15 protein-coding genes are annotated in these 14,837 nt (G+C 65.5%); 7 read left to right on the top strand and 8 right to left on the bottom strand.

The window, feature by feature from the left end; translation table 11 throughout:
• Positions 1–26: 26 nt before the first annotated feature.
• Entirely contained in the window at positions 27–353 is a 327-nt protein-coding gene (locus tag AB7M16_RS02405) for a hypothetical protein (RefSeq protein WP_172783687.1), read from the bottom strand.
• A gap of 568 nt (positions 354–921) precedes the next feature.
• On the opposite strand from AB7M16_RS02405, the gene AB7M16_RS02410 reads away from it, so the two are divergent.
• From AB7M16_RS02410 to AB7M16_RS02430, 5 genes are all read left to right on the top strand, one after another.
• Positions 922–1,074: a DUF1127 domain-containing protein gene (locus tag AB7M16_RS02410; RefSeq protein ID WP_007590701.1), complete on the top strand. Its 153-nt coding sequence runs from the start codon at positions 922–924 to the stop codon at positions 1,072–1,074.
• Positions 1,075–1,201: 127 nt separating this feature from the next.
• On the top strand, positions 1,202–2,629 hold the full coding sequence (gene trmFO, locus AB7M16_RS02415; RefSeq protein ID WP_260379254.1) for a methylenetetrahydrofolate--tRNA-(uracil(54)-C(5))-methyltransferase (FADH(2)-oxidizing) TrmFO: 1,428 nt from the start codon (positions 1,202–1,204) through the stop codon (positions 2,627–2,629).
• Between the two features lie 7 nt (positions 2,630–2,636).
• Entirely contained in the window at positions 2,637–3,731 is a 1,095-nt protein-coding gene (locus AB7M16_RS02420; protein WP_172783685.1) for an AMP-binding enzyme, read from the top strand.
• Between the two features lie 94 nt (positions 3,732–3,825).
• A complete protein-coding gene (locus AB7M16_RS02425; RefSeq protein WP_172783684.1) occupies positions 3,826–4,380 on the top strand; it encodes a CAP domain-containing protein in 555 nt (184 codons plus the stop codon).
• A 73-nt stretch (positions 4,381–4,453) separates the two neighbouring features.
• Positions 4,454–5,629 carry an aminotransferase class V-fold PLP-dependent enzyme gene (locus AB7M16_RS02430; protein ID WP_453943038.1) on the top strand — a complete coding sequence of 392 codons (1,176 nt, stop codon included), beginning with the start codon at positions 4,454–4,456 and terminating at the stop codon, positions 5,627–5,629.
• Positions 5,630–5,691: 62 nt separating this feature from the next.
• Here AB7M16_RS02430 and AB7M16_RS02435 read toward each other — a convergent pair whose 3' ends face one another.
• The gene (locus tag AB7M16_RS02435; RefSeq protein ID WP_260379257.1) at positions 5,692–6,153 is read right to left on the bottom strand and encodes a cupin domain-containing protein; all 462 of its coding nucleotides are present in this window, start codon (positions 6,151–6,153) and stop codon (positions 5,692–5,694) included.
• Positions 6,154–6,279: 126 nt separating this feature from the next.
• Here AB7M16_RS02435 and AB7M16_RS02440 point away from each other — a divergent pair, with 126 nt between their 5' ends.
• Entirely contained in the window at positions 6,280–7,833 is a 1,554-nt protein-coding gene (locus AB7M16_RS02440) for a winged helix-turn-helix domain-containing protein (RefSeq protein ID WP_453943039.1), read from the top strand.
• Between the two features lie 25 nt (positions 7,834–7,858).
• Here AB7M16_RS02440 and AB7M16_RS02445 read toward each other — a convergent pair whose 3' ends face one another.
• The 6 genes from AB7M16_RS02445 to yajC are packed head-to-tail and all read right to left on the bottom strand — an operon-like array spanning position 7,859 to position 13,500.
• Positions 7,859–9,100: a threonine ammonia-lyase gene (locus tag AB7M16_RS02445; protein ID WP_271506652.1), complete on the bottom strand. Its 1,242-nt coding sequence runs from the start codon at positions 9,098–9,100 to the stop codon at positions 7,859–7,861.
• Between the two features lie 45 nt (positions 9,101–9,145).
• A complete protein-coding gene (locus tag AB7M16_RS02450) occupies positions 9,146–10,009 on the bottom strand; it encodes a phytoene/squalene synthase family protein (protein ID WP_271506649.1) in 864 nt (287 codons plus the stop codon).
• Positions 10,006–10,389 carry an Mth938-like domain-containing protein gene (locus AB7M16_RS02455; RefSeq protein ID WP_453943040.1) on the bottom strand — a complete coding sequence of 128 codons (384 nt, stop codon included), beginning with the start codon at positions 10,387–10,389 and terminating at the stop codon, positions 10,006–10,008. Before AB7M16_RS02455 ends, AB7M16_RS02450 begins: the two co-directional genes overlap by 4 nt.
• A gap of 60 nt (positions 10,390–10,449) precedes the next feature.
• Complete coding sequence (secF, locus tag AB7M16_RS02460) at positions 10,450–11,469, bottom strand: protein translocase subunit SecF (protein ID WP_212257172.1); 1,020 nt, start codon at positions 11,467–11,469, stop codon at positions 10,450–10,452.
• A gap of 10 nt (positions 11,470–11,479) precedes the next feature.
• A complete protein-coding gene (gene secD, locus AB7M16_RS02465) occupies positions 11,480–13,084 on the bottom strand; it encodes a protein translocase subunit SecD (protein WP_172783676.1) in 1,605 nt (534 codons plus the stop codon).
• 47 nt (positions 13,085–13,131) lie between these two features.
• Complete coding sequence (gene yajC / locus AB7M16_RS02470) at positions 13,132–13,500, bottom strand: preprotein translocase subunit YajC (RefSeq protein WP_212257173.1); 369 nt, start codon at positions 13,498–13,500, stop codon at positions 13,132–13,134.
• A 182-nt stretch (positions 13,501–13,682) separates the two neighbouring features.
• Between yajC and AB7M16_RS02475 the strand changes: the two genes are divergently transcribed.
• A complete protein-coding gene (locus tag AB7M16_RS02475; RefSeq protein WP_172783674.1) occupies positions 13,683–14,666 on the top strand; it encodes an ATP-binding protein in 984 nt (327 codons plus the stop codon).
• The last annotated feature ends 171 nt before the right edge of the window (positions 14,667–14,837 follow it).

A 14,837-nucleotide genomic window follows, 5' to 3' on the forward strand; every position in this document is an offset into this window, starting at 1 on the left:
AGCGACCGGCCCTCGCTTGGGTGCGTTTACTTGCCCATGGTGGCGAGCATTGCCTTGTTCAGATGCGCGCCGCACGCACCCATCTTGCCGTTGAGCAGGGAGTCCTGAGCCGCAGCGATCTCCTTCTGCGCGACAAACTTGCTGTCACCGTCGGCCATGTTTTCGATCGCCGTCTCCGTTTTCTCCAGATTGGCCCCGCTGCAGCCGCCCATGGCGTGCTTGGCGGCCTGGGCCGGCGCGACGGCGAGTGCAACAGCGGCGACTGCGATAACCCCGAGTAACTTCGTCATGATGTTACTTTCCTTCTCTTGTTCTTGGGCCAGAACCGGCGACATTGCCGGAATCTGCGACATGACTTTCCTCCGGTTGCGGCAACTTGCCGCAATAAATTCCCCGCGAGAATTGCGTGATGCTGCGCGCCGCGCAGAGCCGCATGCGAAATTTCTGATTTTCATTACAACTTCGTAATGGAGGCCCTAACGCATCGCGTGTGTACACGGCACCAACTGCGCAACAGAGAGCCTCAGGATCAATGGCGATCCAATTTCGGCCTCTCGGCACATGAATATAGATTCACTTTTTGTCCGAGCAGATCATGCGATTCGCGCATGCGAGACTTGGGCCCAGACGCTATCCCATCCTGTTGCGGATCACTGGAACGCGACATACTTCGACCCCCGTCGGCACCGCAAATCCAAACATAAGCCCGTGATTTCACGGACGTTTGCTGCGAAAACCGATCGCTCCCCCCCAGCTGTTGGGCGGGAGTGCCAAGAGGTTAATCGCTTCTTACCAGTGCTATGCGCTCTTCGCTTAGCTGCATCGCAACATCGGAACTTTCGCACTGCACCACTCTCACCTATATTCATTTCAACGATGAGGCTCGAAGCAAGAGCTGAATCGAACTACAGGAGACTACCAATGCTGCTCTCGCTCATCCGCATGATCCAGGCCTTCCGGGACTATCAGCGCAATGTTGCCGAGCTGTCCCAGCTCAGCGACCGCGAACTGGCCGACATCGGCCTCGATCGCTCGGACATCCCGCGCGTTGCCGCCGGTCAGTACCAGGGCTGATATCGTTCAGCCCTTCGCCGGAACGGACCGATAGCGCCCGCCTCGTGCGGGCGTTGTCGTTTCTGATGGCAGAAAACTCGATCTCGGCGATTCCACTCTCCGTCGAAAAGCGCTACCTGTCCGCCCCATGACAGGACCCCAATCCAACATCGTGCACGTGATCGGTGCCGGCCTCGCCGGTTCCGAAGCCGCCTGGCAGGTTGCGAAGTCCGGCGTGCCCGTGGTGCTGCACGAGATGCGGCCGACCCGCATGACCGAGGCGCACCGCACCGACGGGCTCGCCGAGCTGGTCTGCTCCAACTCGTTTCGCTCGGATGACGCCGCCAACAACGCCGTCGGCTTGCTGCATGCGGAAATGCGGCGGCTCGACTCGCTGATCATGCGCGCCGCCGATGCCAACCAGGTGCCCGCCGGCGGCGCACTCGCAGTCGATCGCGACGGCTTCTCCGCTGCCGTCACCAAGGCGCTCAACGACCATCCCCTGATCGAGATCGCCCGTGGCGAGGTTTCAGGCCTGCCGCCGGCCGAGTGGAGCAATGTCATCGTTGCCACCGGCCCCCTCACCTCCGCGCCACTGGCTGACGCCATCCGCGAGCTCACGGATGAGAGCGCGCTAGCCTTCTTCGACGCGATCGCGCCGATCGTGCACCGCGAATCCATCGACATGTCGGTGGCCTGGTTCCAGTCGCGCTACGACAAGGTCGGCCCCGGCGGCAACGGCGCCGACTACATCAACTGCCCGATGACCAAGGAGCAGTATGACGGCTTCGTCGCCGCGCTCATCGCCGGCGAGAAGACCGAGTTCAAGGAGTGGGAGACCAACACGCCCTATTTCGACGGCTGCCTGCCGATCGAGGTTATGGCGGAGCGCGGCCCCGAGACGCTGCGCCACGGTCCGATGAAGCCGGTCGGCCTCACCAATCCGCACGATCCCACGACCAAGGCCTACGCAATCGTGCAGCTGCGTCAGGACAACAAGCTCGGCACGCTTTACAACATCGTCGGGTTCCAGACGAAGCTGAAATACGGCGAGCAACAACGCATCTTCCGCACCATTCCGGGGCTGGAGAACGCCGAATTCGCCCGCCTCGGCGGCCTGCATCGCAACACCTTCCTGAACTCGCCAAAGCTGCTCGACGGCCAGTTGCGCCTGCGTGCGCAGCCGCGGCTGCGTTTCGCCGGCCAGATGACCGGCTGCGAGGGCTATGTGGAATCCGCCAGCGTCGGCTTGATCGCTGGTCTCTACGCAGCCGCGGACGCACGTGGCGAGGCGCTTGTCAGCCCACCGGGCACGACCGCGCTCGGGTCACTGCTCGGCCACATCACTGGCGGCCATATCGAGACCATCGAGCCGGGCACGCGCTCGTTCCAGCCGATGAACATCAATTTCGGCCTATTCCCGCCGCTCGCGACCGTGCCGACCAAGAAGCCCGACGGCACACGGCTGCGCGGCAACGAGAAGACGGTGGCCAAGAAGCAGGCGCTGAGCGCACGGGCGCTCGCCGATCTCGATCGCTGGATCGCCGATCACCTGCGCATTGCCGCCGCCGCGTGAGTTTGCGATGAGCCTGCCCAAAGACGACGCCGCAGAGCTGTCGGCGCGCTGGACCGAAGGCGTGCTGCTCAAGCGCGACGTGTTCTCGACCGTCGAGCGCGGCCGCTTCCGCAGCGAGAGCGGCGAGATCGATGCGGTATTGCGCCGGCTGGACGAGGTGCCCTGGTGGTCGTTCCTGCTGGCACGCCACCTGTTCGCCCGCGAGAAGCATGCCCTGGTGCGCGCCAAAGGCCTCGACGTCGGTCCCGAGCTGCTATGGGCCGGGCGCCGCGCTCTGGTGCGCGGCTTCGTCGACGGCGTCGCGCTGCATCTGGCAAAGCCCCATGGCGATCTCGCCTATTTCCGCTCGGCCAAGGCCGCACTGCGCCGGCTGCGCCGCGCCGGCATCTGCCACAACGATCTCGCCAAGGAGCAGAACTGGCTGGTCGGCCGCGACGGCCGCGCCTATGTGACCGACTTCCAGCTCGCCGCGTGCTTCAAGCGCCGCGGCCGGCTCTATCGCATCCTCGCCTATGAAGACCTCCGGCATCTGCTCAAGCACAAGCGCTCCTACGCGCCGGAGGCGCTGACGCCGCGCGAGCGAAAGATCCTGGCGAGGAAGTCGTTCGCCGCGAGCCTGTGGCTCGCCACCGGCAAGAAGGTCTATCGCGCCATCACCCGCGGCCTGTTCAATTTCACCGACCGCGAGGGCGGCGGCCGCCGGCTCGTCAACGACGCGCCGGTGCTGGCCGAGCTGATCCGCCGCAATCCCGCCGTGCGCGACGCCGCCATCGTCGCCTTTGCCGACCGCCGCTCCGGCGTCGGACTTTACGCCTTCGTCGAGGCCGATCACGCCGCGCTCGAAGGCCAGCTCCGCAGCGAGCTTGCCGCCGCCAAGGGGCCGAAGCCGCCCGAGCACATCCAGGTCGTGCACGCCCTGCCACGCAACAGCAGCGGCAAGCCGCGCACCGAGGTCTTGCAGCTGGTCGCCATGAACCAGCTCGACCTGATCGAGCCGATGATGAAGAACGAGCAGGACCGCGCCTTCCTCAAGGACATCCTGGAGCAGCGCAAGAACCTGCGCGACCGCTTCAATTTCGAAGCGAAGCTCCCAACGAGCTAAGCGGAATCTGCGCCTTGAAGCCTCCACAATGGCGACCGAGAAGCGCTTGGATCACGCAGGGCTCGCAGAGATCATGGGCGGTCGGGGGACGATGATGCATCGTGTGGTTGGCGGGATCATCGCTGGTCTTGTGCTGCTGGCGGGCGCGCCCGCGCTGGCGGACTCTCCGGCCGAGCTGATCTCCAGCTTCCGTCTCAAGCATGGTGAGGCCCGCGTCGTCCGCGACGCCACCCTCGATCGCATCGCCATGGATCAGGCCCGCGCGATGGCAGCGAAGGACGACCTCAGCCACGACGCGCTCGGCCCGTTCAATCGCCGGGTCGCACCGGCCGGTGCGGGCCGCGCCGCCGAGAACATCGCCTACGGCTACGACAATTTCGAGAAGACGCTGGGCCAGTGGATCGACTCGTCCGGGCACCGCAAGAACCTGTTGCTGCACAACGCCTCCCGCGTCGGCATTGCCAGCGCCAAGAATGCGAGTGGCAAGCGCATCTATTGGGCCATGGTCATCGCCGGCGATTACGAGCCGAAGGGCAAAGGCAAGAAAAAGGACAAGGAGCCCGTCGTTGCCGTGAAGCGCGAGGTCGCTCCGGCCAGCAAGCCAAAGCCCAGCAATTGTCACGTCAAGCTGCTCGGCCTCTGCATCTGAGGCGCGCCAGCCCATCTTGCTCGCGCGCGGCAACGCGCCTAATTCATGGGATCGCAAGAAGCGGAGGGCGCGAGTGATCGACCTCGACCGAATACGTGCCGATACCCCAGCCACCAGCCGGCTCGCCTATCTCCACAACGCCGGCGCGGCGCTCATGCCGACCCCCGTTGTCGCCGCAATGAAGCAGCATCTCGACCTCGAAAGCGAGATCGGAGGCTATGCCGCCGCTGACCGCGAAGCCCCGCGGTTAGATGCGGTCTACGGCTCGGTCGCGCGCCTGCTGAATGCCGCGCCCGACGAGATCGCGCTCGTGGAGAATGCGACGGTTGCGTGGCAGATGGCGTTCTATTCGCTTCCGTTTCGGAAGGGCGACCGGATCCTGACCGCCGAAGCGGAATACGCGGCGAATTATGTCGCCTTCCTTCAGGTCGCCAAGCGAACCGGCGCGGTCATCGACGTGGTGCCGAGCGATGCCAGCGGTGAGCTCGACCTCCACGCGCTCGAACGGATGATCGAAAAGCGGGTGAAACTGATCGCCATCACCTGGGTTCCGACCAATGGCGGGCTGGTCAATCCGGCAGAGGCAATCGGCAGGATCGCGCGGGCGCATGGCATTCCCTATCTGCTCGACGCCTGCCAGGCGGTCGGGCAGATGACAGTTGATGTCGAAGCTATCGGCTGCGACATGTTGTCGGCCACGGGCCGCAAATTCCTGCGCGGCCCCCGCGGCACTGGCTTTCTCTACATCCGCCGCGCGCTGCTGCAGCAGCTCGAGCCGCCGATGATCGACCATTTTGCAGCGCCCTGGGTCTCGCGCGATGAATATCGGCTCCGCGACGATGCCCGCCGTTTCGAGACATGGGAGAATAATTACGCGGCCCGGCTTGGGCTGGGCGCGGCTGTCGATTATGCCCTCGAGATCGGCATCGATCGGATCGAGCAGCGCTGCCGCCCGCTCGCCGGCCGCCTGCGCGGCGGCCTCGCCGCCCTTCCTGGCATCACCATTCGCGACCTCGGGCGTGCGCCGGGTGCGATCGTCAGCTTCACGATGGACGGGCACGAGGCGGACGACATTGTCGCCAGCGCCGCTGCAGCCGGCATCACGATCGGTGCTTCGGACCCATCGAGCACGCGCATCGATGCCGAGCTTCGCTCGCTGCCGCATCTCGTGCGGGCGTCACCGCATTATTACAACACGGAAGCCGAGGTCGATCGGCTGCTCGCGCATCTGGCGGACCTGACACGATAGCAAGAGGAGGCGGCGCGACCGGGCCGACCGTGAGGTCGCTCCACCATCGCGCCGGCCTGACATCAAGCTCTTGTCGTCAATGCCGAGAGTTGGTCGGTATCGAAGCGGGCGCGTAAGGCGCTGATGGCTTTCGCATCCGGCGGCCCACTCGCCGTCAGCTTGGCCAGCTCCTCGAAATAATGCTCGTGTCCCGGTGGGGAGACGGTCATGAGCACGCGCGCGGGCTTCTCGCTCACATTTGTGATGTTGTGAGCTACGCCCGGAGGAATGAAGAGAAAGGTCCCGGGGGTTGCGCGGACGACCTCATCCCCAACGTGCCATTCACACTCGCCTTCGAGCATGTAGAACGTCTCTTCCTGAACACGATGCACGTGCCGGCCCGTGGCGAATCCTGCCGGAATTGTCCAGTCGAACATGCTCGTGTGCCTGGTGTCCTCGCCGGTCACCAGGAAGCCCATCGGTTGGCCGCGCAGCACGACCCCTTCGGTCTCGCCGGGCCTGCGGATCACGTGTTTCGCGGTCATGTATCCCTCCATCGCTTGTTGCAGCGCTCCTCACGGCTGGCGCGATAGTGATCCAGGCGAGCCCGAAAGTGGTGAAGCCGTTCGGAAAACGTTGCAAAAAACCTGCGAAATGTGCCCTTCTTCGGCATGGCCGCGATCCTTGAATTTGGTCCCTTTCGGCTCGATGACGAGGCAGGGATCCTGTTCCACGGTGCCGAGCCGACCGGACTCGGCCGGCGCGCCGTGCTGCTCCTCGCCCTCCTCGTCCGGAAAGCTGGAGCGCCTGTTTCGAAAGACGCCTTGATCGAGGGGGCCTGGCCCGCCCAGGCCGTTGAGGACAGCAATCTGACGGTCCAGATCGCGGCGGTGCGGCGCACGCTGGCGGACATCTCCGGCGAGACGCATTGGATCGAAACGCTGCCACGCCGCGGCTATCGTTATGTCGGCCCGACCGTGAGGCCGTCCGATCCGGATCGCGCTCAGGCAACGCCGCAAGCACCGCCGCTGACATTGCCCGACAGGCCGTCGATCGCAGTGTTGCCTTTCACGAACTTGAGCGGTGATGCGGACGAGGACTATTTTGCCGATGGGATGGTCGATGACATCATCACCGGGCTCTCACGCATCAACTGGCTGTTCGTGATCGCGCGGAATTCCACGTTCGCCTACAAGGGCCGCGCGGTGGACGTGAAGCAGGTCGGCCGCGAGCTTGGTGTACGCTACGTCCTTGAAGGCAGCGTCCGCAGGACAGGCACGCTGGTCCGCATCACCGGCCAGTTGATCGATGCGGCGAGCGGAATGCACGTATGGGCCGAGCGATTTGACCGCCGGTCCCAAGACGTCTTCGCCCTCCAAGATGACATCGCTTTGTCGACCGTCGGTGCCATCGCGCCCAGCCTACGGCGTGCCGAGATCAACAGGGTCAAGCGCAAGCGGCCGGACAGCCTGGATGCCTATGATCTCGTCCTGCGCGCCCAGCCGGACGTCGATTCCGGCATGCCCGCCCAGGTGACCCAGGCGCTCGTGTTGCTCGAACGAGCGATCGCGCTCGAGCCTGCGTATGCGCTCGCCCACGGCAATGCGGCGATGTGCCATCATTGCTTGTTTCTCCGGGCCGGCTTGCAGGAAGCCAATCGCGAGGCTTCGATCCACCACGCGCGCTCGGCCATCGCCCATGGCCAGGACGACGCGCTTGCGCTTACGCTCGCGGGTTTCTCGGTCGGCATGGACGGGCATGATCGCTCCGCGGCATTCACCGCGTTCGAGGCCGCGCTCGCCATCAGCCCATCATCGGCCTTGACCTACATCCTCGGCAGTGTCGTGCTCGGCTGGGGCGGAGATTCCGACCGCGCCATCGAATGGAGCGAGCAAGGCCTGCGGCTCAGCCCGTTCGATTCCTGGGCTTTCGCCGCATTCGACGCCCAGGCGCTTGGGCACTTCCATCGCGGCCGATATGAGGAGGCGTGCCGCGCCGCTTACCGCTCGGTTCAGGCCAACCCTCGCCACAGCATCACCTATGTGCAATTGTCCGCAGCGCTGGCAAAGCTGGGACGATTGCAGGAGGCGAAAGCCGCGGCCGCGCGGGTGCTGGAGCTACACCCGACCTTCCGCTATGGCCGTCAATTTCAGGGCGTCGACTGCGCGCCTGCGCTTGCCTTTTCGCTGGGCGACGCCCTCCGCGTTGCAGGCCTTCCCGAGTAGCGCTCGGCTCGGCCTCGCGTGGCGCTCACGTGCAGCGCGCGCTCAGTCCGGACGCGCTGAGCCGCGCCATGACCTCGTCGAGATGCGCGGCATCGCGGGTCTCGATGACGAGCTGCAGCAGCGTCGCCTTGGCCGGCAGATCGGAGAAGGTCCGCTGGTGAGAGACCTCGATGATGTTGGCACCGGCCTCGGCCAGCAGCGCGGCTACCGCGGCGAGCTGCCCCGGCCTGTCGGGGATATCGAGCGACAATTGCGTCAGCCGCCCCTCGCGCGCCAGCTCGCGGGTGAGCACGGAAGCGATCAGCCGCGTGTCGATATTGCCTCCGCTCAGCACGAGGCCGACCTTCTCGCCGGCAAAGCGAGACGGATCGGACATCAGGGCGGCGAGGCCGGCGGCGCCGGCGCCCTCGACCACGGTCTTCTCGATCGAGATCAGGGTCGCGACCGCACGCTCGAGCTCGGCTTCGTTGACGAGGGCAATGTCGTCGACGAGGCGTCGGACGATTTCGGTGGTGATCCTGCCCGGCGATTTCACCGCGATGCCCTCGGCGAGCGTATCGCCGCGCGCCGGCAGATTGCCGTCATGGATGGCGTTGTACATCGAGGGATACAGCCAGGCCTCGACGCCCAATATCCGCAGCGACGGCTTGATCGACTTCGCGGCAATGGCAATCCCGCTGATCAGACCGCCGCCGCCGATCGGGACGACGAGCGTGTCGAGCTCCGGGACCGCCTTCAGCACTTCCAGTCCGATCGTGCCCTGCCCGGCGATGACGAGCGGATCGTCGTAAGGGTGGACGAAGACCATGCCGTGCGCTTCACCGTGGCTTCGCGCAAAGGCGGCCGCCTCTTCCAGCGTCGCGCCCGTGACCACCACTTCGGCGCCGTGATGCCTGGTGTTCTCGATCTTCACCATGGGCGTGCCGATCGGCATCACAATGGTGGCGGGAATGCCGAGCCGCTTGGCGTGGTAGGCAACGCCTTGCGCGTGGTTGCCCGCGGACATCGCGATCACGCCCCGCGCGCGCTCTTCCGGCGTCAGCGCGGTGAGCCGGTTGAGCGCGCCGCGCTCCTTGAACGAGGAGGTGAACTGGAGGTTCTCGAATTTCAGCCAGATGTCGCAGCCGCAGATGCTGCTCAGCGTGCGGCTGTAGCTGCAGGGCGTCTCGACGACGGCGCCTTGGATGGTCTTGGCGGCGGCGTGAATGTCTTCCGGTGCGACCGGAAGGCCGCTGAGTTCGGACGTACTTTGGGACATGTCAGCCATAGGACAGCATAGAGCATTTGGCCGGGCCAGGCGATAAGCCGGCGCCTATTTGGTAAATTCACGCGATCGCGAGGCGCGCCACAGCGTCCAGAGCGTGCGCAACCGCGAGGTCGGCTGCAATGTAAACGGATTGCGTCCCGGGCGCGACAGGCGCGCGAGATCGGCCTGCGCCTGCCGCAGCAGCAGAAATGCCGGCCGCACCGGCGGCGCCAGCTGCGCCAGCAGCGATGAAGCCGCGGTCATATGCTGCCGGGCTTCACCCGCGAGTTGCTCCAGCGCCGCATGGAGATTGGGTGTCTCCTTGCCGGCGAACACATCCTCCATGCTGCAATTGTGCTTCTCCAGCACCTGCTGCGGCACGAACAATTGCCGGTGCGCGGCATCGCGCGGCAGATTGGCGATGACCTGCACGATCCCCTGCGCCAGACCGGCATGGCGGGCGAGATGCTCGGCCGCCTCCGATGGCGGTCCCAACACCTGCGCTGCGAGGGCGAACAGCGCCGATGAGGTCGCCGCCAGGTAACCTTCCAGCGCGGCCATGGTCGGCATCGGGTCGTTGTAGAGATCGAACTGGTGTTCCTCCGCAAGCAGCGACAGCGGCTCGACCGGCAGGTCGAAATCGCGGATCGCGCGGAGCAGCTCGGCCGCCACCGGATTGCCCTCGGCGCTGCCGTGGACCTGGCCCGACAGCATGTCCGTCCACCATTGCAGGCGGATCTCCCCGGGCAAGGGCTGGCTCACCTGGTCGCGAACACGGACGATCTCGACGTTGAAGGCATAGAGTGCCAGCAACGCGCGGCGTTCGGCGGCCGGCGCGAACAGGGTCGCGGCGTAGCGCGGAAAGTCATGGCTGCGCACGAGATCGGCGCAAAAGACAACTGAGTCGGGCGGCGGCGGGGGGGTGCTCATGGCACGGCGATCAGCGCGGCGGCAACCCGCCGCCGTTCACCGATCATGATGTTGTAGGTGCGCACGGCCGGGCCGGTCTGCATCGTGTCCAGCACCACCCTCACCGCCTTGAGCGCCTGCCGCAGCTCGGGCGGCGGCAGCCACAGCCCGGTTCCGGCGCCGACCAGCAGCGTGTCGATGCTGTTGGCCGCCACGAAAACCCGATCCAGCGAATAGCGGTCGATCTTCGCGGGGTCGGTCACGTCCCAGGCCCAGATCGCGTCGGGCAGGCAGAGCAGCGAGCCCCGATGCGACATGCCGGCAAAGGCGAAGCCGCCCTTGCCATAGGCATCGATCGGCGCCGAGCGCGGGAAATGCGGAGCGTTGGGATCGCCGGCCATGAGCTTCGTCCGAATGGGCTTACTGCCCTCGCAAACGCCAGCGAGGGCATGAGGTTCGGATCATGCCTTGCTTTTCTTCGCCGGCGTCGCCGTATCGGGCGCATCTTCGCGATGCTCGCCGACGCCGAGATAGATCAGGATCGGCGCCGCAATGAAGATCGATGTGTAGGTGCCGACCAGCACCACGCCGAACATCATCACCGCGGTGAAGCTGTGGATGGCATGGCCGCCGAACAGCAGCAGCGCGAGCAGTGCTAGCGTCACGGTGACGTGGGTGATGATCGAGCGCGACAGCGTCGAGTTGATGGATTCGTTGAGCAGCTGCGGCATCGGCATCTTCTTGTAGCGCCGCAGCATTTCACGGATGCGGTCGTAGATGACGACGGTATCGTTGAGCGAATAGCCGAGAATCGTCAGCAGCGCCGCGATGCTGGTCAGGTCGAAATCGACCTGGCTGATCGACATGAAGCCGATCGTCAGCACGATGTCGTGCACGTTGGCGATCATGGCGCCCAGCGCGAACTGCCATTCGAAGCGGAACCAGAGATAGATCAGGATCGCGACGATCGCGAGCATCAGGCCGAGCATGCCGTAGGCCAGGAGCTCGCCGGCGACGCGAGGACCGAGCACCTCGGTGCGCTGAATGTCGACACTGTTGCCGAGCGCGCCGCGAAGCTTCTGCAAGGCTGCCTGCTGGGCGGCGTCGCCGCCCGGCTGCTCTGCAACTCGGATCAGCACGTTCTCGGGACCGCCGAACTGCTGCAGCTGGACCTCGCCGAGGCCCAGGGCGTCGAGCGAGGTGCGCATCGCCGCGATGTCGGCGGTGCCGGACTTCGCCTTCACCTCCAGCAGCGTGCCGCCCTTGAAGTCGATACCGAGGTTCAGGCCGTGGGTGAAGAACAGCGTGATCGCGACGATCGACAGCGCGGCCGAGATCGGGAAACTGATGCGGCGGAATCGCGTGAAGTCGAAATGCGTCTCGTCCGGAACGATGCGCAGCGACGGCAACAGGCCGAGGGCCGCGACCACGGTGAGGATGGCAATGAGGACGCCGAGCCCGATGAGAACGGTGTAAGTCACGATCAGGCTCCTAGATCGGCACGCTCTGCGGCCGCTTCCACCGCACCCACCATGCCACGATCAGTCGGGTCAGGGTGAAGGCGGTGAACACCGTGGTGATGATGCCGATGCCGAGCGTCACGGCAAAGCCGCGCACCGGACCGGTGCCGATGTAGAACAGCACCGCGGCGGCAATGAAGGTGGTGATGTTGGAATCGAGGATGGTCGCGAGCGCCCGCTTGAAGCCGGCGTCGATCGCCGAGATCGCGTTGCGGCCGCCGCGCAGCTCCTCGCGGATGCGCTCGTAGATCAGCACGTTGGAGTCGACCGCGATGCCGACGGTGAGCACGATGCCGGCGATGCCGGGCAGCGTCAGCGTGGCATTGAGCAGCGACAGCAGGCCGAAGATCATGGCGACGTTGATGGCCACCGCGATGTTGGCGAACACGCCGAACAGCCGGTAGGTCACGAGCATGAAGATGATAACGAGGATCGAGCCGACATAGGCGGCGAGCTCGCCCTTCTCGATCGAGTCCTGGCCGAGGCCCGGGCCGACGGTGCGCTCCTCGACGACCGTGAGCGGCGCCGGTAGCGCGCCGGCGCGCAGGAGAATCGCGAGATCGTTGGCCGATTGCACGGTGAAATTGCCGGAGATCTGGCCCTGGCCGCCGGTGATGGGCTCGCGAATGACCGGCGCCGAGATCACCTTGTTGTCGAGCACGATCGCAAACGGCAGTCCGACGTTCTCGGTGGTAGCCTGCGAGAACTTGCGGGCGCCCGACGTGTTGAACTTGAAGCTGACGACCGGTTCGCCCGTGCGCTGGTCGAAGCTCGCCTGGGCGTCGGTCAGGTCGCCGCCGGCGACCAGCACCTGCTTCTTGACCACATAGGGCGTGGGCGGCGGCGATGCGCTCGTCAGCAGCTCGGATTCCGGCGGCAACCTGCCCGCTTGCGCCTGATCCGGCGGCACCGAGGTGTCGACCATGCGGAATTCCATCTTCGCGGTCTTGCCCAGCAGCTCCTTCAGGCGGGTGGGATCCTGGAGACCGGGGACCTGCACCAGGATGCGGTCGTTGCCCTGGCGCTGGATCACGGGCTCGACGGTGCCGAGCTCGTTGACGCGGCGTTCGACGATCTGGATCGACTGCTCGATGGTCTTGCGCATGCGGTCGAGCATCGCGGCCTGCGGGACGCTGAGGCGGATCACACCGCCGCCGGCATCAGCCACCTCGAGGTCGCGCTGACCGCTGGATCCCATGAGGCCGCCCAGCGGCTGGGACAGCTCGCGCAGCTTGGCGAGCGCCGGCTGCACGTCGGTTTCCTTGGTGATGCGAACCTCGACCGCGTCGTTGCGCACCGTGACGCCGCCGGTAAAGCCGATCTTGGCGTCACGCAGCGTCCGGCGAACGTCGTCGCGGATCTGGTCCAGCCGTTCTTTCTTCACGTAGTTGGAATCAACCTCGAGCAAGAGATAGGAGCCGCCCTGGAGGTCGAGGCCGAGCACGAGCCGGCGCTGCGCCCAGGCGGGCCAGGTCTTGACTTGGGCCTCGGGGAAGAAGTTCGGGACCGCGCAGAGGCACACGATCAGCGCCGTCAGGATGATCCCGAGCGCCTTCCACCGCGTGAAATACAACATCGACTGGACCTGTCAGATCAGGAGACTTGAGACTCGCGGTGAAGCGCTCACTTCGCCGCGCTGTCGTCCTTGGCGCTTTCCTTCGAGCTTTCTTTCGCCGGCTCGCCCTTGGCGCGAACGCCCGAGATCATCTGGCGCATCTGCCGCACGCGCACGCCGTCGGAAATCTCGAACTCGATCTGGTCGTCGTCGACCACCTTGGTGACCTTGCCGACGAGGCCGCCCGAGGTCACGACGGTGTCGCCGCGGCGGATGTTCTTCACGAGCTCGGCGTGGTCGCGGACCTTCTTCTGCTGCGGGCGCAGAATCAGGAAGTACATGATCACGAAGATCAGGGCGAACGGCAGCAGCGACATCAACATGCTGTTGGTGTCGCCGGCGCCCGCGGCCTGGGCATACGCAGGGGTAATCAGCATTCGGACGATCCTCGTGAGAACGGGGGAAAGCCGGTCAGGCCCTCAAGGGCGACCGGTTCGGTCAAATTCGCGCGGACTATAGCGGCCATTGCCCCAATTGCAACGCTGGCAGACCGCCCTTTTGGGCCACCTTGCGGCGGCCCCTGAGGCCCGATAAGGCTGCGTTCTCAGGAACTTCGGACATGCCCAAGAAACCAGACAAAAGCCCGGCCGGCAAAGGCCCCCGCACCCCTGCCAACAAGCCCGCCCGCGTCGCGGCAAAACGCCCCACGGCGGCGATCGCCGAGACAGGCCCCAACCTTGCCCAGGAGCGCATCGTCCGCGCCCTGGAGACCATTGCGGCGCACCTTTCCGCCCGGGGCACGCCGGCCGTCGAGCCCGAGTCGTTCAAGCGGGCCGATGCCTATGTCTGGCACCCTGACGGACGCCTCTCGGCGGTGCCGCGAGTCAGTCGCGTCGAGCTGTTCCTGCTCAAGGGCGTCGACCGGATGCGCGACATCCTGATGGAGAACACCGAGCGCTTCGCCAACGGCCTGCCGGCCAACAACGCCCTGCTCTGGGGCGCACGCGGCATGGGCAAGTCGTCGCTGGTGAAGGCGACGCATGCCAGCATCAACGCGGAGCGCAAACCGGTCGACAAGCTCAAACTGATCGAGATCCACCGTGAGGACATCGAGACCCTGCCGGCACTGATGGAGCAGCTGCGCGCCTCCGCCTTCCGCTTCATCGTGTTCTGCGACGACCTCTCCTTCGACGGCAACGATGCCTCCTACAAGTCGCTTAAGGCGGTGCTGGAAGGGGGGATCGAGGGCCGGCCCGAGAACGTCATCCTCTATGCCACCTCCAACCGCCGCCATCTGCTGGCACGCGACATGATCGAGAACGAGCGCTCGACCGCGATCAATCCGGGCGAAGCGGTCGAGGAGAAGGTGTCGCTGTCGGATCGTTTCGGCCTCTGGCTCGGCTTTCACCGCTGCAGCCAGGACGAATATCTCGCCATGGTGCGCGGCTATTGCAGCCATTTCGGCATCAAGATCGACGACGAGGCGCTGGAGCGCGAAGCGCTGGAATGGTCGACGACGCGCGGCTCCCGCTCGGGCCGCGTCGCCTGGCAGTTCGTGCAGGAGCTGGCGGGACGGCTCGGTGTGAAGCTGACGGCGCAGTAGCGAACAGTGTCGCCCTCACCCCCAACTGTCATTCCCCGCGCAGGCGGGGAATCCAGTACGCCGCAGCTAATCGGCTCAACAATAACTGTCTCTGGAATACTGGATCGCCCGGTCAAGCCGGGCGACGACAGTGTGCTTCTGGTGATCGCGTGCCCTGCTCCGGGCCCGCGC

It is taken from the genome of Bradyrhizobium sp. USDA 372 (assembly GCF_053629095.1).

Excerpts from the sequence above, each read along its gene's own strand:
- AB7M16_RS02405 (WP_172783687.1), bottom strand. The coding sequence starts at position 353 with ATGTCGCAGATTCCGGCAATGTCGCCGGTTCTGGCCCAAGAACAAGAG.
- AB7M16_RS02410 (WP_007590701.1), top strand. The coding sequence starts at position 922 with ATGCTGCTCTCGCTCATCCGCATGATCCAGGCCTTCCGGGACTATCAG.
- trmFO (WP_260379254.1), top strand. The coding sequence starts at position 1,202 with ATGACAGGACCCCAATCCAACATCGTGCACGTGATCGGTGCCGGCCTC.
- AB7M16_RS02420 (WP_172783685.1), top strand. The coding sequence starts at position 2,637 with ATGAGCCTGCCCAAAGACGACGCCGCAGAGCTGTCGGCGCGCTGGACC.
- AB7M16_RS02425 (WP_172783684.1), top strand. The coding sequence starts at position 3,826 with ATGCATCGTGTGGTTGGCGGGATCATCGCTGGTCTTGTGCTGCTGGCG.
- AB7M16_RS02435 (WP_260379257.1), bottom strand. The coding sequence starts at position 6,153 with ATGACCGCGAAACACGTGATCCGCAGGCCCGGCGAGACCGAAGGGGTC.
- AB7M16_RS02440 (WP_453943039.1), top strand. The coding sequence starts at position 6,280 with ATGGCCGCGATCCTTGAATTTGGTCCCTTTCGGCTCGATGACGAGGCA.
- AB7M16_RS02445 (WP_271506652.1), bottom strand. The coding sequence starts at position 9,100 with ATGGCTGACATGTCCCAAAGTACGTCCGAACTCAGCGGCCTTCCGGTC.
- AB7M16_RS02450 (WP_271506649.1), bottom strand. The coding sequence starts at position 10,009 with ATGAGCACCCCCCCGCCGCCGCCCGACTCAGTTGTCTTTTGCGCCGAT.
- AB7M16_RS02455 (WP_453943040.1), bottom strand. The coding sequence starts at position 10,389 with ATGGCCGGCGATCCCAACGCTCCGCATTTCCCGCGCTCGGCGCCGATC.
- secD (WP_172783676.1), bottom strand. The coding sequence starts at position 13,084 with ATGTTGTATTTCACGCGGTGGAAGGCGCTCGGGATCATCCTGACGGCG.
- yajC (WP_212257173.1), bottom strand. The coding sequence starts at position 13,500 with ATGCTGATTACCCCTGCGTATGCCCAGGCCGCGGGCGCCGGCGACACC.
- AB7M16_RS02475 (WP_172783674.1), top strand. The coding sequence starts at position 13,683 with ATGCCCAAGAAACCAGACAAAAGCCCGGCCGGCAAAGGCCCCCGCACC.